22 protein-coding genes are annotated in these 17,856 nt (G+C 61.5%); 7 read left to right on the top strand and 15 right to left on the bottom strand.

Annotation, left to right across the window (positions count from 1 at the left end; all coding sequences use genetic code 11):
- Positions 1-2: 2 nt before the first annotated feature.
- Positions 3-479, bottom strand: coding sequence for a tRNA adenosine(34) deaminase TadA (tadA, locus tag CXY71_RS06395; RefSeq protein ID WP_233204513.1), 477 nt, complete (start codon positions 477-479; stop codon positions 3-5).
- Between the two features lie 44 nt (positions 480-523).
- On the opposite strand from tadA, the gene upp reads away from it, so the two are divergent.
- The 4 genes from upp to CXY71_RS06375 all read left to right on the top strand — a co-directional run bounded on the left by upp (position 524) and on the right by CXY71_RS06375 (position 4,087).
- On the top strand, positions 524-1,156 hold the full coding sequence (gene upp, locus CXY71_RS06390; RefSeq protein WP_104134828.1) for a uracil phosphoribosyltransferase: 633 nt from the start codon (positions 524-526) through the stop codon (positions 1,154-1,156).
- A gap of 492 nt (positions 1,157-1,648) precedes the next feature.
- A complete protein-coding gene (locus CXY71_RS06385) occupies positions 1,649-2,350 on the top strand; it encodes a winged helix-turn-helix domain-containing protein (protein WP_104134827.1) in 702 nt (233 codons plus the stop codon).
- A gap of 314 nt (positions 2,351-2,664) precedes the next feature.
- The gene (locus CXY71_RS06380; protein ID WP_104134826.1) at positions 2,665-3,123 is read left to right on the top strand and encodes a MarR family transcriptional regulator; all 459 of its coding nucleotides are present in this window, start codon (positions 2,665-2,667) and stop codon (positions 3,121-3,123) included.
- Positions 3,124-3,388: 265 nt separating this feature from the next.
- Positions 3,389-4,087 carry an SDR family oxidoreductase gene (locus CXY71_RS06375; RefSeq protein ID WP_104134825.1) on the top strand — a complete coding sequence of 233 codons (699 nt, stop codon included), beginning with the start codon at positions 3,389-3,391 and terminating at the stop codon, positions 4,085-4,087.
- Positions 4,088-4,090: 3 nt separating this feature from the next.
- On the opposite strand, the gene CXY71_RS06370 is transcribed toward CXY71_RS06375, so the two are convergent.
- The 4 genes from CXY71_RS06370 to CXY71_RS06355 all read right to left on the bottom strand — a co-directional run bounded on the left by CXY71_RS06370 (position 4,091) and on the right by CXY71_RS06355 (position 9,446).
- Positions 4,091-5,554, bottom strand: coding sequence for a cryptochrome/photolyase family protein (locus CXY71_RS06370; protein WP_104134824.1), 1,464 nt, complete (start codon positions 5,552-5,554; stop codon positions 4,091-4,093).
- Positions 5,555-6,410: 856 nt separating this feature from the next.
- Positions 6,411-6,572: a methionine/alanine import family NSS transporter small subunit gene (locus CXY71_RS06365; RefSeq protein WP_104134823.1), complete on the bottom strand. Its 162-nt coding sequence runs from the start codon at positions 6,570-6,572 to the stop codon at positions 6,411-6,413.
- Entirely contained in the window at positions 6,569-8,179 is a 1,611-nt protein-coding gene (locus tag CXY71_RS06360) for a sodium-dependent transporter (RefSeq protein ID WP_104134822.1), read from the bottom strand. The genes CXY71_RS06365 and CXY71_RS06360 overlap by 4 nt, the downstream gene beginning before the upstream one ends.
- 1,027 nt (positions 8,180-9,206) lie before the next feature.
- Entirely contained in the window at positions 9,207-9,446 is a 240-nt protein-coding gene (locus CXY71_RS06355; protein ID WP_104134821.1) for a hypothetical protein, read from the bottom strand.
- A gap of 570 nt (positions 9,447-10,016) precedes the next feature.
- On the opposite strand from CXY71_RS06355, the gene CXY71_RS06345 reads away from it, so the two are divergent.
- From CXY71_RS06345 to CXY71_RS06335, 3 genes are all read left to right on the top strand, one after another.
- Positions 10,017-10,265: a hypothetical protein gene (locus CXY71_RS06345; RefSeq protein ID WP_104134819.1), complete on the top strand. Its 249-nt coding sequence runs from the start codon at positions 10,017-10,019 to the stop codon at positions 10,263-10,265.
- Positions 10,266-10,351: 86 nt separating this feature from the next.
- Positions 10,352-10,687 carry a hypothetical protein gene (locus CXY71_RS06340; RefSeq protein WP_146072758.1) on the top strand — a complete coding sequence of 112 codons (336 nt, stop codon included), beginning with the start codon at positions 10,352-10,354 and terminating at the stop codon, positions 10,685-10,687.
- Between the two features lie 240 nt (positions 10,688-10,927).
- Entirely contained in the window at positions 10,928-11,596 is a 669-nt protein-coding gene (locus CXY71_RS06335; protein WP_199184229.1) for a tyrosine-type recombinase/integrase, read from the top strand.
- Here the strand turns inward: CXY71_RS06335 and CXY71_RS06330 are convergent.
- The 10 genes from CXY71_RS06330 to CXY71_RS06285 all read right to left on the bottom strand — a co-directional run bounded on the left by CXY71_RS06330 (position 11,593) and on the right by CXY71_RS06285 (position 17,764).
- The gene (locus CXY71_RS06330) at positions 11,593-11,835 is read right to left on the bottom strand and encodes a hypothetical protein (RefSeq protein WP_104134817.1); all 243 of its coding nucleotides are present in this window, start codon (positions 11,833-11,835) and stop codon (positions 11,593-11,595) included. The two genes, CXY71_RS06335 and CXY71_RS06330, sit on opposite strands and share 4 nt — an antisense overlap.
- Positions 11,832-12,257, bottom strand: coding sequence for a DUF2746 domain-containing protein (locus CXY71_RS06325; RefSeq protein ID WP_104134816.1), 426 nt, complete (start codon positions 12,255-12,257; stop codon positions 11,832-11,834). The genes CXY71_RS06330 and CXY71_RS06325 overlap by 4 nt, the downstream gene beginning before the upstream one ends.
- Before the next feature lie 30 nt (positions 12,258-12,287).
- Complete coding sequence (locus CXY71_RS06320; protein ID WP_158253000.1) at positions 12,288-13,010, bottom strand: M23 family metallopeptidase; 723 nt, start codon at positions 13,008-13,010, stop codon at positions 12,288-12,290.
- 34 nt (positions 13,011-13,044) lie between these two features.
- Positions 13,045-13,644 carry a hypothetical protein gene (locus CXY71_RS06315; RefSeq protein ID WP_104134814.1) on the bottom strand — a complete coding sequence of 200 codons (600 nt, stop codon included), beginning with the start codon at positions 13,642-13,644 and terminating at the stop codon, positions 13,045-13,047.
- Between the two features lie 3 nt (positions 13,645-13,647).
- Positions 13,648-14,523 carry a hypothetical protein gene (locus tag CXY71_RS06310; protein ID WP_146072757.1) on the bottom strand — a complete coding sequence of 292 codons (876 nt, stop codon included), beginning with the start codon at positions 14,521-14,523 and terminating at the stop codon, positions 13,648-13,650.
- A gap of 231 nt (positions 14,524-14,754) precedes the next feature.
- On the bottom strand, positions 14,755-15,042 hold the full coding sequence (locus tag CXY71_RS06305; protein WP_146072756.1) for a hypothetical protein: 288 nt from the start codon (positions 15,040-15,042) through the stop codon (positions 14,755-14,757).
- On the bottom strand, positions 15,039-16,526 hold the full coding sequence (locus CXY71_RS06300) for a hypothetical protein (RefSeq protein ID WP_104134811.1): 1,488 nt from the start codon (positions 16,524-16,526) through the stop codon (positions 15,039-15,041). The genes CXY71_RS06305 and CXY71_RS06300 overlap by 4 nt, the downstream gene beginning before the upstream one ends.
- 113 nt (positions 16,527-16,639) lie before the next feature.
- Entirely contained in the window at positions 16,640-16,978 is a 339-nt protein-coding gene (locus CXY71_RS06295) for a hypothetical protein (RefSeq protein ID WP_104134810.1), read from the bottom strand.
- A gap of 4 nt (positions 16,979-16,982) precedes the next feature.
- The gene (locus CXY71_RS06290; protein WP_199184228.1) at positions 16,983-17,330 is read right to left on the bottom strand and encodes a hypothetical protein; all 348 of its coding nucleotides are present in this window, start codon (positions 17,328-17,330) and stop codon (positions 16,983-16,985) included.
- A gap of 23 nt (positions 17,331-17,353) precedes the next feature.
- Complete coding sequence (locus tag CXY71_RS06285; protein WP_104134808.1) at positions 17,354-17,764, bottom strand: hypothetical protein; 411 nt, start codon at positions 17,762-17,764, stop codon at positions 17,354-17,356.
- Between the last annotated feature and the right edge of the window lie 92 nt (positions 17,765-17,856).

Here is a 17,856-nt window from a genome sequence, read left to right as displayed (position 1 = left end):
GCTCAGCGCCGACTTCTGCGCGCGGGATCTTCGAAGAATTCCCGCAAAATGATACCGCACTCGACCGCTTTGACGCCCGCGAAGACCTCGACCCGGTGGTTGAGTCGGCGGTCGCGCAGCACGTCGTAGACCGACCCGACCGCTCCCGCCTTTTCATCCCAGGCGCCGAAGACGACGGTGGGCATCCTGGCGGCGAGGATGGCGCCGGCGCACATGACGCAGGGCTCAAGCGTGACGATCAGGGTGCAGCCGGTCAGGTGCCAGTCGCCGGTGTGCGCGGCGGCCTGGCGAATGGCGACGAGCTCGGCGTGCAGGGTGGGGTCCTGGTGCAGTTCGCGCTCGTTGCGGCCACGGCCGATCACCTGGCCCGCACTGTCGACGATGATGGCACCGACCGGCACGTCGCCCCCGATCAGGGCGGCGCGGGCCTCGGTCAGGGCTAGCAGCATCCACTCATCGTGCTGGTCTCGTCCACCCATGTCTCACCTCATCGCGTCGGTTCGTCTCTAGTAGAATCGAGCCTATGCGAGTCCACGTTGCCGACCACCCGCTCATCACGCACAAGCTCACCGTGCTCCGCGATAAGAACACCCCGTCACCGCTGTTTCGATCGCTGGTCGAAGAGCTCATGACGCTGCTCGCCTATGAAGGTACGCGCGGCGTGCGGGTTGAAGCCGTCACCGTGCAGACCCCCGTGTCGGCCGCGCAGGGAGTGCGGATCAGCGACCCGAAGCCGCTCGTGGTGCCGATTCTGCGTGCCGGCCTGGGCATGCTAGAGGGTATGGTCAAGCTGCTGCCGACCGCCGAGGTCGGTTTTCTCGGAATGGCCCGCAACGAGGAGACCCTGCAGCCGACGACATACGCCGAGCGTCTGCCCGACGACCTGTCGGATCGACAGTGTTTCGTGCTCGACCCGATGCTCGCCACCGGCGGCTCCCTCATCGCCGCCATCAACTTTTTATTCGACCGCGGCGCGGTCGACGTGACGGCGATCTGCATCCTGGCTGCCCCCGAAGGCCTCGCGGCCGTCGAGAAAGCCCTGGCCGGCCGCGAAGTGACCATTGTGCTGGGTGCTGTTGACGAGAAGCTAAACGAGTTGGGTTACATCGTGCCAGGCCTCGGCGACGCGGGCGACCGCTTGTACGGCCTGGTCTGATTTCATGCAGGTCCTGCGACCGACGACACACTAAGCCGAAATCACATCAATAATCTTTGATCAATCCACGTTTCATCATGAAATATTTTACGAAGACGTGATTTTGCACGGAATCGCCTAAACGAGCAGCACACTGCGAACGTGTTGCACGTCATTCGGCGACTTGCCGCGTCGTCAAATTGACACGCGGCGTCACATTCCGCTTTACTCACAGTTATGACAATCAGCGCACGCCCCCTGACCTCCCTCGAGGCCCCCGGGACTGCCGCCATGATGATGGCCGGCACCCCCGCCATCCGCTGTTGCCGAATGCACCGCTAACCGAGACTTTCCTCCTCGCGTCCCCTGCTTAACAGGTCAGGCTGACGCCCCGGATGCTTTCTAAGCATTCGCTCTCGCGGCCCCACGGGCCACACCTCGAGCGCCGACCGGATCAAGCACTTTTGCGCATCCGTCGGGCTCCCGTCGATCGAACAGTCAAGGACCTTACCCATGTCTCTCGCACACATTCACGCAACTCGCCCCACGTTCAACCGCCCCGACCTGTCCCTGGCCCCGCCGGTGGCCGCCCCCCGCATTCGCGCCGTACCCAGCGGCACCGAGGCTCGCGGCTTCGTGCTCTACGTCGGCATCGATGAGGCCAAGGCGGCCGCGGCCGGCACGAGCTTGAACCGCATCGTCGAGGCGCTCAAGGCCCTTGCCGTCGACATCGCCCCCTCGGCAGAGACCTACGCCGCTGTCGCTTTGGCGCCGCAGGGCACCGGCGGCCGCGACGTTGACGTCGTGCGCCTGGCCCTGCAGGATCCGGCCGCACTCGCTGCACACCGCGCCGAGCCCGAAGAGCTTGACCGGGCCAGCAGCGGTGTTATCGTCGACATCTCCCGCAAGCGCGTCATTCTCGACAACGAGACTGCAGCTCTGACCTACAAGGAGTTCGAGCTGCTGCAGTACCTCGTGCTGCGTGAGGGCCGCACCATTGACCGGGCCGAAATCATTTCGTCGCTGTGGAATTCCGCCGACGAGGAAGACACCCCGAACGAGCGCACCATCGACGTGCACGTTCGACGTCTGCGCTCCAAACTCGGCCGCTACGAAGACATCGTGCGCACGGTGCGCGGTGTCGGCTACCGCTTCGACCGCCACGCGGACGTCGCCATCCGCCAGTCGACCACGCCGAGTCCCGACCTGTTCTAGGCCGCCGGGCGCATGGTGCCAGTCAAAAGAACTGAGGGCCAGTCGCAGAGGCTACGACTGACCCTCTTCCCTTGCACCAAGAGTGTCCTGCAATCACATTTCACGTCGTCCGCCACAGCAAACGGTTGACGCACCTAAAACATATAACGAATAGGTAACGGGCGCCACCTTTGGGCCAGAAAATCACCTGCGAGTTTCATGCACGGCATCCGTTTGTTTCTCGAAAAGCGGATGCTGCCTGCCCTGGCCCGGTCTGCCCCGCCGAGTCTCTATCCTTGGAGAACGAGGTTAGGAGCCGCAAGGTGGTGGATCGAATGATCGCGGTGGGTGCATGGGAGTCCCTCTTTCGGGCTCAGGTTGCCATTATGCGCAATCTGGCAGCGAATTTCCCCTCGAAGGAGATTTCTCTCAATGAGTATGACGTTATATTCAACCTGTCTCGGCAGCCTGACCGATGCATCCGCTTGCGTGATCTCAATCAGCATGTGCTGTTGACTCAGCCGAGCGTGAGTCGCCTCGTCGATCGGCTCGTCTTGCGCGGGTATCTGCACAAGCACAGCGACCCGAGCGACGGGCGCGGCGCGATCATCGAGCTCACCGAGGCGGGCCTGGCCCTGTTTCGACGGGTCGCCGTTCTGCACATGGGCGCGATCACCGAGCGCATTGGCGAGTCCCTGACTCAGGCCGAGCTGCTGCAGCTCACCGCGCTGTGCGACAAGCTGCGCGTCGACTGTCTTGGCGAGCGTGACGAGGTCCCAACGCTCGACGCCTGATCCACCCCGGCCAACGAAAGGTGGGGCAGTGGGACGAGGGCCCTACCCCTCGTCCCACCGAGGCAATCCCTCGCGGGAATGCCTTCCTCACCGGGCGCCCGAACATTGCCTGGTGAGAAACTCGGGCGCAAGCACGAACCGATCCCTCAGAACAAGAAGAACGCAAATCAGTTGAGCAATGCTCACGCTGGTCGAGGCTATCCCAGCTTGGGGGTGGAAACCTTAATCTTGCGCAAGCACTCAGCATCTCGTTTACTCTGGAGCCATGACTTCTCTCTCCGGTTCATCCGTTCTTATCGTCGGCGCTACCGGTGGCTTGGGCCGCGAAATTGCCCAGCTTCTGAGCGAAGGGGGGGCTCTGCTCACTCTGCATGGACGCAGCGTTGAGCGTCTCGCCGAACTCGGCAGCTTTGGAGCGACGGTCACTGGCGATCTGAGCGATTCGAGCACGTCCGCACAGCTCGTTTCCGCCGCCATCGCAGCACACGGCCGTCTCGATGGAATCATCAACGCCGCCGGAGTCGTCGCGTTCGGCCCCCTGGCGGATGTCGCTGACGAAACAATAGATACCCTGATGGCGGTGAACGCGACGGCACCGATGCGCCTGCTCCGGGCAGCCCTTCCCGCTCTGACCGAATCGTCCGGCGGGCATCGTGATCCGTTCTTTGTCACGCTCAGCGGAATTGTGAGCGAGCGCCCGACCGCGAACATGGCGGCGTACTCGGCCTCGAAGGCAGCCCTCGCGGCATTCGCGCAAGCGGCAGGCCGGGAGATGCGACGGGACGGCATCCGCTTTCTCGATGCACGACCCGGTCATACCGAAACGGGATTGGCCACCAGGCCAATCCAGGGTTCGGCACCGCCACTACCTACCGGCTATCAGCCAGCGGATGTCGCCCGACGCATTGTCGACGCGATCATCTCCGGCGAGCGCGACCTGCCGAGTACCGCCTTCGCCGGATAGGCCCTACCAGTTCGTGCGCGTGCGCTCCTGAGCCACAACCTCGTCGCGGTCCACCAGACGCCGCAGGCCGGCGAGCGGCTGGGCCATGCGGTGATTACCGCGGATGCGCGGCTCCACTCGATCCAGGAATGCCCAATATCCGGCCGTGAACGGGCAGGCCTCCGGCCCCAGCCGAATTTTCGGATTGAATCGACAGCTCCCGCAGAAATCGGTCATCTTCGAGATGTAGGCGCCACCGGCGGCGTAGGGCTTCGTCGCGACAATGCCACCGTCGGCGTGCTGCGACATGCCGACAACATTGGCCGGCATGACCCACGGTGTTCCGTCGACGAAGGCATTGATGAACCAATCCGACAGTGCTGACGGCTCGTAGCCCCGCTGCAATGACCAGTTGCCCAGAATCATGAGACGCTGAATATGATGCGCATACCCGGTGCGGGAAACCTCATCGAGCACGTGGCTCAGGCACCGCGCTTCGACGGCGTCACCGTCCAACTCCAGAAACGCCGGCGGAAGCGGCTCATGGGCGCCGAGAAAGTTGCTCTCCGCGATGTAGTTCTCGCCGAGGTGCCAGTACAGGTGCCAGACCCAGTCCCGCCAGCCCATGACCTGGCGTACCACGGCCTCGGCGCTCGGCAGCGGAACCTGACCGGAGTGGTACGCCGTGACGACCGCGTCGATGACTTCCTGCGGATGCAGAAGGCCGAGGTTGAGTGGAACGCTCAACCTCGAGTGGGCCATCGTGCTGTCCCCGATCAGCGAGGCATCCTCGAAGGGCCCGAAGTCCGGCAGTCGCGTTTCGATGAAATCATCCAGCGCCGCGAGCGCTTCCGCGCGGGTGGCCGCAAATCGGCGTGGGCCATCCGCTCCGATCAGGTGCACTCTGCCTTCGGTGACGAGGCGGTCAAGGTCTCGGCGCACCTCCTCGTCGATGTCGTCTTCGACCGGGGCCCACGGGTCGGGCAGGCCGAGACTGGCCGCACGTTTCGGGGGCGGCTGACGATTGTCGTGATCGAAATTGAAACGCCCACCCTCCGGCTCAGGGCCACGCATGAGTATGCCGGTGGTCGTGCGCACCTGGCGGTAGAACTGTTCCATCACGAGTCGGGATGCGGGCCGGCCATCGGCCCAATTGGCGAAGTCCTGTTCGCTCGTCACGAAGCCTCGACTCGGCAGAACGGATGCGCCCAGTTCGGTGACCAGCGCGCGTGCACCCCATGAGGTGGGGTTGATCACCTCGAGGTCACGGCCCTTGAGCACGTCCCGGTAGTGCTCAGCTCGCAGAAACTCGACGCGGTCGCCCAGCTCACGCGCGCGGTGGCGAAGCGCGCTGAGAATGAGATGGGCTTTGGCCCGATGGTAGGTACGTCGCCCCAGCACGGCAGTCGCCTCGACCAGCACAATAGGCCCACCGTCGTCGTAGTGGGGACCGAGCTGGTCGGCAAACAGAAAGCGCGGCAGGGACATGCTGCCGATTCTATCCCCGCCGATAAAAGACACAAAAAACCCCCTCCGACACGTGTTGAACGGGGTTTAGCTGTGCGCCCGAAGGGATTCGAGCAGTGCTCCCGCCAACATCGAGAATCCAAGACCCACTGTCTTCGTCCATATAAATACCGATACTGCCTTCCGTATTTTTACGAGTATGCGATGACGACCGTGGAGATAGTGTGGCGCACTTTGGCCGATGTCGCGCTGGACGGTCAACGGGATTGGGCCAGCATCGGTGATATCGCCGGCGCAGCTTCTGTCGCGCCGTCCACCACAACCTGCGTGCCGACACGACGGTGTCAACAACCCGTCCCGCTACCCAAAACCTCTTTGACGACATCGAGGTCGACTACGTTCAACTCGACATCTACCTGCTCTACGAATCTCAACTCGGCGCAAACTGCGCCCAAAGGTTGAAGTCTTCGCAGAATACCCCGATGAACTCTCGTTCGGTGGAATACCCGTTGGGACCATCATGCTGCCGTGATCTTCTACACGAGCAACGGTATCTTCCGCGACGGGGACCTCACCAGCAGGAACCTGTCGTGGCGGAGGGACAAAGCACGCCGCAGTCGAACCGCCCTCCCGGCCACCGAACAACGCAAATTTGTGGCATTGCGAACAGGTGGCTTAGGGATCCGCGCACCAACTTTTCGTCGCTTTCAGAAAATCTGTTCCTCGCGGCCGTCGTCGCGCGAGCCCGCTTTCTCAAGCTCATACAAAGGTCGCCCGCTCCGGGTAGCGGGGCGTGCTGAAGAACTATCCGCGAACAGCCGATCTGGTGAACCGACTCAGCCGCGGGCAAATCAACGTCACTTTGCGGGTCACGAATTTATCGTAGTGGCGACACGGATGCGCCGTCGTGCAAAACGGCATCGGCTTCCTCGTCGTCGATGGCTTCTGGATTGCGCTTGAGATTGAGCAGGGCCAATCCCAGCCCTCCCCATACGGCCAACAGAGCGATGATCATCATGACGATCGCGGAGGTACTCATGGGTTCTTCCCTTCCCCTGCTGCGGATCCTGATGCGGCGGTTTCGGGTAGGCCAGTTTGGCCACCCTTGGTCTTATTCGTGGCGGATTTATTCGCATCGAGTTCGGCGTCCAGGATCGGTTCATGGATATTTTTCTCATAAGCGGCAGATCGAAGGCTCCACGGAATCTTCGAGAGCAGGTAGGCGATCAGTACCAAGGCAATCACCATGCCCCAGCCGAAGACGCCGACAAACCAGTCCGGCAAACCGCCGTAGCCCTCGCTGATCCTGGTGGTGAGGGTGTCGATCAAGATGTAACCCAGGACCACCGGAGTGACACCGCCGATGAAAATCTGCCAACTGCGGCCCAGCTTAACCGAGGACGTTGCATTGATGTGTTCGCGCAGCCGGGGAAGTGCGCCGAACCCAGCGGACATCGCCACCACGGCCACCAGTGCAACGGCTACAATTCCGAAGCTATTGACAAAGGCATCGGTCACATCGAGCAGGTTCAGGCCCGTCGTCGTTGGAAATAGCAGGATCGATATCAGGGCAATAGGGATGCCGACGATCAGCGCTGCCTTCACCCGCCGCCAGCCTAACTTGTCCTGAACGGCGGCAATGATAACTTCGACGATACTGATCAGCGACGTTAGACCGGCGAACACGAGCGAACCGAAGAACAGCACTCCCAACAGAACACCCGCCGGCGCCTGCGCAATGATCGTCGGGAATGCAATGAATGCCAGACCGATACCGCTGACAGCGACTTCGTCCACACCAACCCCGCTCGATGCCGCCATGAATCCCAAGGCAGCGAAGACCCCGATGCCGGCCAGCAACTCGAAGCCGGAATTGGCGAAGCCGACGACGAACCCAGAACCGGTCAGATCGGTTTTTCGCCGCAGGTAGGAGGCATACGTGATCATAATCCCGAAGGCCACCGACAGCGAGAAGAAGATCTGCCCATAGGCAGCAACCCAGATAGAACTGTCACCGAGCCGGGTCCAGTCCGGCGTGAAGAACGCGTCCAGTCCGGTCCAGGCGCCCTCAAGGAACAGCGCTTGGACGACCAGAATGAGGAACATGATCAAGAGCAACGGCATAAAAACGATGGAGGAGCGGGCAATTCCTTTTTGTACTCCCAAAGCCAGGATGGCGATAACCACGCCCCACACGAGAATCAGTGGAATGAGTACGGAGGGCACGAAGTCGAAGCCCAGGTTCACCTGATCACTGACCTGGAGGAACTCGCCGGTAAAGAAACCCGCAGCGTCCTCGCCCCAAGCGGTGGTGAAGGAGAATATGAAGTACATGCCTGCCCAGGCAATGATCACCGCGTAGTACACGGCAATGACGAAACAGATTCCTACTTGCCACCAGCCAATGGCTTCGGCTTTGGGATGCAGTCTTCGCATTGCCAGCGGAGGTGACCCACGGAATCGGTGCCCGATGGCATAATCGAGGAAAAGCAGCGGTATTCCGGCAGTGAGCAGGGCGACCAAGTACGGGATAATGAACGCCCCGCCGCCGTTTTCGTAGGCAACGTAGGGGAAGCGCCAGATATTGCCTAGTCCCACGGCGGACCCGATGGCGGCGAGAATGAACACTCTCCGCCCGGACCACATTTCACGTTGTGGCCGCGCGCTCACGTTCGAGGGCGCTTGTTGTGTCTTTCCCGATGCACTCACAATTAGGATCCTCGCTGCTAATGCTTTTGGTGGGTAATTATCTTCACGGTATCCCCGCCCCAGAAATCATGTCAAGACGCCCGGCTAGATTGATTCTTAGAATCATTCGAAAGAAAGCCTCATATAAGTCGATATCTTCTGATTTCATTTCTGGTTATCGGTGTCACTGGTGCTTGCGACCGCGTAGTCAGGCGTCTTTGACAGGAGGCTGAGTGCGAGGTACCGCATGTTTGGGTCGTTGTGGCTGTATTCGATAGATAAAAAAGGTGTAGTTCTGAAATATTGGCAATAGAAACCGGGTGGCCCGGGCACCCGTGAGGTATGCCCGACCAAAATCTTTATCGGTTAACACCAGTTGTGCTGCCCTGCCGGTCACGCACCCGTGCAAGTGCACAATTCCGGCGAACTCCTTGTCCAAGGGTGGGGTGGGGTGGGACCAGCCAAGGTCTCCAAGACCTCACGGTCAGCTGCCGCCGCCGCAGATAAGAGATGCATGTCGAAATTTGTCATCACAATTTGCAGTGCGCCTGTCGAGTCGGCGATTCGCACAATGGCGGCATGCGTCAAATTGGGTTCAGAACTCTCGCGATCGATGAGATCGCATGCGTGTCGACTGACTTCGAAGTCGTCGGGCATCAAGCCAAGAAAGTAGTCGATTCCAATGTAATCGTCTAACGGCGCGTGGGCCATATTGGCTAGCGTCTGGGTTAATTCGTCAAAGTCTGGGCTAATTCGTCAAAAAGGAGTAGCCCTAGTGGTCCTTCCAACGACGCCCCGCACCCTTATACCTTCCCGTCCGCCCAATTTGGCCGACCGGGGTTTGCACAATCCAGCCGCTCCCACGCTCTAATTTCTCGCAATTTCACTCGTCCGAGCGTCAATGGACAGACAATCGCGTTTTGCGCGAGACTCCACGTCTCAACCCAGGTGATACTAACATTTACTTCAGGAGCCTGCGGACCTATCAAAGAGGCCAGAAGACTTTAACGAAGTGCGCCGACATGTCGCCAAGTGGAGAGACGCCCGCGCTGGCATGGGCGGCGCTCAGCGCGACCCATCGTTCATTCTGACAGACGTCATCGAAATTCTCGGAGGTACGGGGGTGCGCATCAACGTGCTCCTCGGTCTTCGACACTCCGACGTCGACGTTGACGTTGACGTTGATGTTGATGTTGACGCAGGGTACGGTGGCGGTTTGCGCCACGCTCGTCGAGCTAAAAAGCCTCGGCCTCTCCCAGCCACGAGCAAAGACTTCCGCGGGGAATGCGCATGCTCGCGCTGCCTTAAATCATTCTCGACAAGCGTCGCCGTCAGTCAACTTTTAACGGTCATCCTGAATACATATTCTCTACGGGCACGGGCAACTTCGTGAACGCCCACAATCTGGCTCGGTCATTGCGGGAGGCTCGTCGGGGTTTGCGATTCGGCTGGCTCACCCTGAAATCCTTTAGGGCCACCCTCGCGACCTGGCTGAAGGCGAAAACGGGTCTCGCTGCGGCCTCGGCCCAGCTCCGTCACGCCGTCGAAGTGCTAGGCGTATGGAAAGCGACACAGAAGCCCTACATCGGCAAGGAAGACCGAATTACTGTGCACAACGCAAAAATTCTCAGCCGACTTCTCAGACCCAATGTGGCGAATGCAAGTGGTGAGTGAAATTTCGAGAGAAACAAAAAAACCCCACAATCCCAATGATTGCGGGGTTATCTGTGCGCCCGAAGGGATTCGAACCCCCAACCTTCTGTTCCGCAGCCCGGAGCGCCTGGGAGCTGGCAGCATGAGCACCTTCGAGGAACTGGAACTCGAGGCCGCGGTAGCGGGAACTGCCTACCGTGCGGCGCGGGCGCGCGCCGATGAGGCATCCCACGCTCTCCTACGTGCACAGTGCCGGCAGGAATTGCGGATGGAGCACGGCGCGACTAGGGACGGCTGGGACATACACATCCAGTGCCTCAGGGAGCGCGGCCACGAGGGCGAGCACGTCAACCTACTGCTTCCTGAGGGCGCATCGGCAGTACGCGCGTGAATGTCCGATCCACGGTGAAAAATGTCTCAATCGGCGTCGAAAATGTCCAAAATGTCTCATCCGAGGTGACAGATGTCCCGATTCCGGTGACAAATGTCCCAAAGGGAAGCGTCGACCTGACCGCGCCGGTCGAGCGCTTCGAGGTCGGTCAGCTCGTCCGTTGGCAGTACGGCGACAAGGTCAAGACAGGTACGATCGTGCGCATGCGTACCGATGATGCCCGATACTGCGATGAAGAGGGCTCGCCCTACGCCCCGTGGGGCACCTACTTCGGGCGTCTGTGCGAGGTCGAGTGTGACCAGCGAAAGTGCTTCTGCAGGAAGCCGCAGGAGGGCGAGCTATTGACATACCACCTTTGCAACGAGTGCCAGTTCACGGACGCGTCGACGCTGGTGGAGGCATCCGCTGGCATGCTGTTTTGAGCACGGCCGCGACAGGATTTGGACCGTGTTCGTTTCGTGATCTGCGTCTGATCAGCTAGAACACATGAACCCACCGCCGAAATATGCTCGAGGAACTTTGAACGATGACTGGCTCTCGGTGATCGACCGCTACCTGATCCACCAACGTGCCGGCGGGTCGCCGGAGACCACACTCGGCACGCGCCGCGCCGACAGCACCTCCAGCACCTCGCCCGGCGCATCGAGTGCGGGCCGTGGCAGGTGGACGGCGACCAGCTGCTGGAGTGGACCGGGGCGCAGACCTGGGCGCGCGAGACCCGCCGGGGTCGCCGGTCAACGTTTCGCAGCTTCTACGGCTGGGCGCACGGGCGCGGCCTCATCGCCGTCAACCCAGCCTTGGACCTCCCCCGGGTCAAGGCGGGCGAGCCGACGCCGCGGCCCGCGCCCGATCGCGTCTACCACGAGGCGCTGCTCCGCGCGGGAGAGCGCGATCGTCTGATTCTGCGGCTTGGCGCGGAGATCGGAATGAGGCGTGGCGAGGTTGCCGTGGTGCACTCCGACGACCTGGTCGAAGACCTGATCGGCTGGTCGCTGCTCGTGCACGGTAAGGGTTTGAAGAATCGGACCGTGCCGCTGACCGACGGAGTATCATTCGACCTGCTCCACCTCCCGCTCGGGTGGGCCTTTCCGGGCGCGGTCGACGGCCATCTGTCGCCACGCTGGGTCGGTAAAATCGTGACCCAGCTCATGCCCGGCAAGTGGACGATGCACACGTTGCGGCACCGGTTCGCCACGAGGGCGTACACGGTCGACCGCGACGTGTTCACCGTCCAGACGCTCCTCGGGCATGCCTCCCCCGCGACGACGCGACGATACGTGCAGATATCTAACGACGACCTGCGGCGCACCGTCATGGCTGCGTCGGCCTAAGCGGCGTGCTTGGCTAACTCCGTTCCCGAGCGCAGCGGGTCGGAGCGGAGCCACCCGGCTAGGGTGCTGCCGACGGCAACGGCGGCCGCGTAGGCGACGGGAGCCCACACGCCAAGAAACTCGAATGCCTCGGGGGTAAGTGCGGTGACGGAGGCGACCACGACAGTCAGGCCGAGGCCGGTGACGCCGGCGGCGACCACCTTGGGACTGATCGGGGTGGCGGGTCTGGTGGTGGTCATGGAAGTAGTCCTATCGGTGTGTGGCCGTTCTTGCGGGCGGTCGATTCGAGGCGTTCAATGCGCGCGTCGGTGAGGAGGGCACGGCGGGTGTGGAGGTTGTCGGAGTCGGCGAGGGTGCGGAGTGTATCGCGCATACCACCCATGGCCGTCGCCTGGTGTTCGGTGGTCTTGACGAGCCGGGTGAGCAGATCGCGGTTCTCCTGGTGGCGATCGTCCTGCTCATCGCGGAGGTTGGTGTCGTGCGTGTTGGCGAGCTGGTCGCGAGACACAGCGGAGTTGTGGTCGATTCGTTCGAGCCGGGCGCGGTCTTTCTGCGCGCTCGACTCGATGCGGCTTAGCTTGCGCCCCAGGTACGCCAACACGAATAAGACACACGGCGCGACTACTGCACCGACCAGAGCAACCTCTAAACCGTCAGTCATCAGGCCCCGCCCGGATATTATCGAGGTCCATTAGTTCGACTTGTGGATCTGGATTAGAAGGTTGAAAACGTCGCGGCGCACGGCCTCGGACATGTTTGGACCGCCGACAACCATAACGTCATCGATGTTGTCAATAGTGCCGCGCCAGACATTCTTAAAATGGGCAAGCTCACCTTCATTAGGGAATGCATAGGCAACGTCCCCAATCACGCCACGGTCGGGCAGGTTATAGGGCTGAATAATTTTGATCTTCATATCGTCGGTGTCCTTCATTGTCGGGATGCGAACCGGGGCATTCGCTAAGGCCCCAGTAGTGTTTTCGTGCGCCAGCGCGGAACTATGCGCGTTGATCCAGGCGATAGGGTCGATCACGTCAAACCCTCCCGCTGCGCCCGCCATACTCGACGCGACCGTGATGTGAAGGTGGCGACCTCGGGAGAGACTGCCGGTGTCGCCGATCGTCGCGAACGCTGCGCCGCGCTCGATGGCGGTTCCAATCGTGAACGGAGACTCGGCGGCCAGGTGGGCGTATCCGCTAAATTTGCCGTCCGCGTGAGCGAGCACGGCGACATGCCCCAGGCCAGGGCTAAACCAATCCCAGACCAGAATGCCCGCCGCGATGGCCTTGCACGGTCCGCCGCCATCGGGGGCTACGTCTGCGCCCAGGTGCGGGTTCGAGCGGCCCTCGGTCGCGCCGTACGGGTCGCCCAGGTCGGCGGATAGATACGGCAATACGTACTGAACATAAGTCACAATATTTCCCCTAGTCCCTCATCGATGCGGGTCATCACACGACAGGCCAGGAGCCATTACAGGACACGCGACCCGATGACCCGGCTCCCGTTTCACCGAATATCAGAAGCGCACCTGAACCAGTTACAGAACCGGATCTTCCATCGCCGGTAGAGCCATTTAGGACCATCACTGGTGCGCCGAATGGGGGCCGAAAACCTGCCGGGATGGAGGCGACTTGGGCAGCATTACTCCAAGCGGCCGAACGGGTCGCATTCGAGATAAACAGACTGACAATATTTCCAGTGCGTGTTAGCGAAACAAATTCGCTCGTAACCCCGGTAGATAACGTGACGGTCCCGGAAACTGCGGAATAGCGGCTTTCGGCCTCTGTCTGGGTCAGATAGCGGGCGTCGGCGGCGGTCTGCGTTTCGCTCGTGCCGGTCGTGCTGATGTAGGACGCTACGGCGGTGTCAGCGGGGTTTGCGTTGGTCCCGGCTAGGCCTTGCGCTCCCGTCAGGCCTACGGGGCCCTCGACGGCGTTTTCGTAGATGTATGCATCGAGGTCGCCCGCCATCGTGGCGAGTTCCTCTCCGAGTTTGACCGCTTTCGTCGTGCCGTCGGGGTAGCGGATGCCGTGCGTCGTGGTGCCCATTAGCTAAGTCCATTCGTGATGTTGCCCAGGTCGGCCAGGTTGATACTCGGAGAAGTCGCCCAGGGTGGCGGTCGTGCTGGTGGAGAGCTGCGCGACGGTGAGCATGCCCGCATTATTGATGGTCGGCGCGAGGGTGGCGTCGAGTGTCCATCCGTGGTTATATTCCAGAGTTCCGCCGATAAGTTGAAACATCGGACCGAACGCGGGTAACGCTGCGTAGGGCGAACCGATCAGATACAGGGGTTCGGCTAGGTCGCGAGTGCTTAGGAGTATGTCCTCGACCAGTTCGCCATACTCGACCCGTTCGAGGTCGAAGCGCACGGCGGGCGTTGATGTTTTCCCGTTGATCTGCGCGACTAGGCGGGCGTTATCGCCAGCGAGTAGGCCGGGGGTTGTGAAGCTCGCAGAGCCGCTAACAAACTGCGTCCCGCTTACGACTTCCAGCCGGTTTTTTCCGCCGTTGCTGGCCACGTTGGCCACGTCTACGTCAACGTCAAAAATGCCGATTACGGAGGTATTTTGCGTGGTGCCGTTCACTTCAATCGTCGGGCCGCTCGTGGTGATGCTGTAGGAGAGAATCACGTTGGCGATATTCTCGGCCAGCTCGGAGCGGATCGATCCGGCCCCGTTGAGGAAAATCTCCGTCGATTCGAGGGCGTGGCCGTTGCTTGGATCAATCTGGATGATTCCGGCGCTATCCTCGATCAGGCTCAGGCCGGTTTCAGGGGCAGGGTATCCGGCGACTATGCGGTGTTGTGCGGCGTCGTAGTTGGGATGACCTAGTGCGATTACGGCCATCGATTCACGTAGATAGTCCATGACGGAACGTTTCTCGGCCATCGTGCGCAGGTACATAAGATAGCTCTGGGATACGGGCATAGTTATTGAGTCCACGATGCCAGCGGCGGGGGCGCGCATCGCGTCGATGCGGTTGTTGTCGTAGTTGGCGGGCCAGAGGTCCGCGCCGAATTGTTGGATGGCGGCGGCGCGTAGGTTGCCGGAGGCATTGGGTCCGGGGCCTGCTGGGATGATTTTTTCCAGGTCAGCGGTCGGCGAGGTCGCAGTTAGCGTGACTTCCCAGACCAGAACGCGGGCGGCGCGAAAGGGGCTCTACATCGCGCGCTGGGCTATTTCGATACTGTCGATAGTCCCTCGAAAAACGCGGGCGGCGGGCCGGTCGATCGTGAGCGTTTCGCCGTAGAGGTCGGGGTTTGATGCCCAGGCCCCGGAAGGGTCGATGATGACGGCCCGGGCGGTCGTGTTTGAGGGCTGGTCGTATAGGTCGGACCGGCCCCAGGTGATGCGGAGCCCGTCGAGCGCGAACCGCCCGGAGCCGTCCCAGTCGCCCGCTATGGCCTCACCTGCCACGGTCACAGTCGCCAGGTGCCGGGGAGTCATCGGAGCGCCCCAGCGCTGGCCACGGAGCCCGTACGGCGGCGGCGACGGTCGAGTATTCCCTGAATCTGCGTGGCCACGGCGTCGGGGTCGAGTGCCCCGTTTACGGTCACGTTGTACGTGTCCCCGGCGCGAGAATCCGCGCCGCTGCCGGTCCCGGTTCGGCCTGCGTTGGGGGTCGCGGTTAGCGTCGCGGTGGTTTCGGCGGTCGTGGCCGTGGTGGTGTAGGCGGTGCGCTGCATTGTCTGCGCTTGCTGGGTCTGCGCGTCGGCGGTGAAAACGGTACTAGAAAAGGTGGTGGGCGCGGTGGCCGTTTTCGACTGTCCACTAAATAGACGGTCGAGCCATTCGACGGCGGATTTGATCCAATCGATGAGCGGGCCGAATGTATTGGCTGCCCATTCCCCGATGCTGGCAAACCATGCCCCGATAGCCTCCGCGCCGGACTCGATGACGCCAGACAGATACTCCCAGTTCTGAACCCATAAAACGATAATCGCGATGACCAGGCCAACGGCCAGGACTATGGCCAGAACGACCAGAGTAATCGGGGAGGCGAGCCAGGCGGCGTTACTTGCCCATTGGGCGACCGTCTGGATAGCTTGCACGGCGGCGTAGATTTTCATTGCAGCGGCGATAGCAAGAATTCCCGCCGCCAGGCCTGCAAAAGTAACGACTAGTACGGTCGTTAGCTCGGTGTTGTTAGCGATCCAGAGGGCCCTGTCTGCGCCCGCCGCCGCCATCTGGGTCATAACGGGCAGGAGCTGCTCACCTAGGGCGACTTTGGCGTTGGCGAATTCGGCGTTAGCGTTTTCCTGCCTGCTCGTGGCGGTGTCAATCTCGCGCCCGAATGAGCCGGTAGCGTCGGCGCTTTGAAGTGTCAGAAGCGCCAGGGTCGCCTGTAGGTTGGCGTTTTTCTCCGCCTCCCCGGTCAGGCCGGTTAGGCCCATTGCGGCTTTCTGCGCGTCCACGGCGGCTTGGTTCATGCTGATGCCGTAACGCTCGATCGGGTCGCGTTCCCCGCGTAGGAGTGAGCTAATCGCGCTTACGGCGTCGGAGGTAGGCCCGCCGAATTGCGCCGCCAGGTCGGCGCCGACCGTGATTAGACCCTTGGTTTGGTTTACGGCGGTGTCGAGGGGTACGCCCATGTTCTTAAGCTGCGCGCCCAGGATGGTGGCCATCGTGGAGTAATCCGTGGCGGCCAGGTTCACGTCTGTTGCGGCGGAGGCGGCGAGCTTGTGGATGCTGTCGGAATACTGCCCAAAAACGGCGTCAACTCCGCCGTAAGCCTGCTCAGCGATGGCGGCGGCTTGGCCGACCTCGGCGGCGGCGGCCGCGACGGCGAGGAGGGCGACGGCGGCGACGGGTGCGGCTTTGTTGATGCCGTCCGCCATCCGCTTAGAGGATTTCGCGGTGCGGTCGAGCCCGGCGACGGCGTTATCTGCGTCGGCAATGATCTTGACGGCCAGGATGGCAGTTTTAGCCATTGTCTCTTACTCCGCTCGGCTCTGGATCATGTGAATTGTCGTGGCTATGTTCTCGGGGGTTTCGTGCGCCCAGGCGCTTGGCGTGGTGTTGGTCGCCAGCGCCAGGGCGCAGATTAGAGCGTGGGCGCTCCCGTCGGGGTGTCGAAACCCGCGCCCTCGACCTCTAGGTCGTCGTCGTCGTCGTCGTTGTCGTCGTCGTCGGTGTCGATGTTGTCAACAGAGAGCGCGGCGGTGTCTCCGCTGCTGAATTCGTCCCACGTCTGCGTGGTCTGCTCGGTGCGCTTGGCTGCGTGCCAGGCCTGAAACATCACGAACCGGAGAGTATTGGAGGCCAGTGGACCCCAGGCTTTATTTTTGCGGAGTACCCCCTCGAACGCGAGGGAGTCGGCAATATTCGAGGAAACATCGATGATGGTTCCGTCGTGTTGGGTAATGCGGGTAATTTTGGACATTCGATTATTTCCCTTGGATTTGGTTGATTGTCGTATCGACGTAGGTTTCGTAAACGCGTATCCACGTTGATTCGGAGGATTGCGCGCCATTGGTCAAAAACGGATTTGCGGGGATGCCGCGCGCTTTCCATCCCCAGTGGATTACCCCGGCATACGGCACGCGGGTATTGTTCCCGGCGCGGATAATTCCCGCCGTGCGTGTTCCCGCTGCGCGGATCGAGCGGCGCAGGAGGCCGGACACTACCGGGGCGCGGGAGGCGGAGGCGTAGGCGGCGATCTGCGCCGCCTGCTTGTGTACGGCTTTGAGGTCGCCTAGGTCTACGCCCGCCCGCTTGAGGGTGGCGCGGAGCATCCGACCCCCCTCGACTTCCAGCATTAGACGATGACGCCCGGTGTTGGCGATCCGATGACGGGAAACGTGAAGTCTGCCGTATTTCGGGTCTTGACTGCGCCGCCGACCGGGAGAGCGCGGATCTTGCAGGTACCCGAATAGCTTCGATAGCCAGCGCTCGAGGGAGTGAATACGAATGGCACGGTGAGCGATTTGTTATCGAAACACCAATCCTCTAGAGAGTCCATTTCGTAGTCCTGTAGGAGCGTTCCCGACAGCTCCCAGGTTTCCGTATCGAGCCCGGGCAGGTTTCCGCCGTCGAGGGTGGCCACGTCGTCCTCCTTCTCGAATGTCGGGGTCAGGAGCGCGTTAGTGAGCTGCGTGGCGAATTCGCGCGGGGTGGCGGTTTCTCCCAGTTTGAGAGAGCCCGGGCCCAGGGTTGATGCTTTCGTCATTCGGTCGGTTTCCTTAGCCTGAATCCACCGGTCGACGTGAGATTCTGACGGCGCGTTAAACCGAGAATGCCCATCTGATCAGGTAAAATAGG

The organism is Cryobacterium sp. Y62 (assembly GCF_002929785.1).
Classification (GTDB): domain Bacteria; phylum Actinomycetota; class Actinomycetes; order Actinomycetales; family Microbacteriaceae; genus Cryobacterium.
The sequence above is the reverse complement of the archived record's forward strand: the minus strand, read 5'-3'. Positions and strand labels throughout refer to the sequence as shown.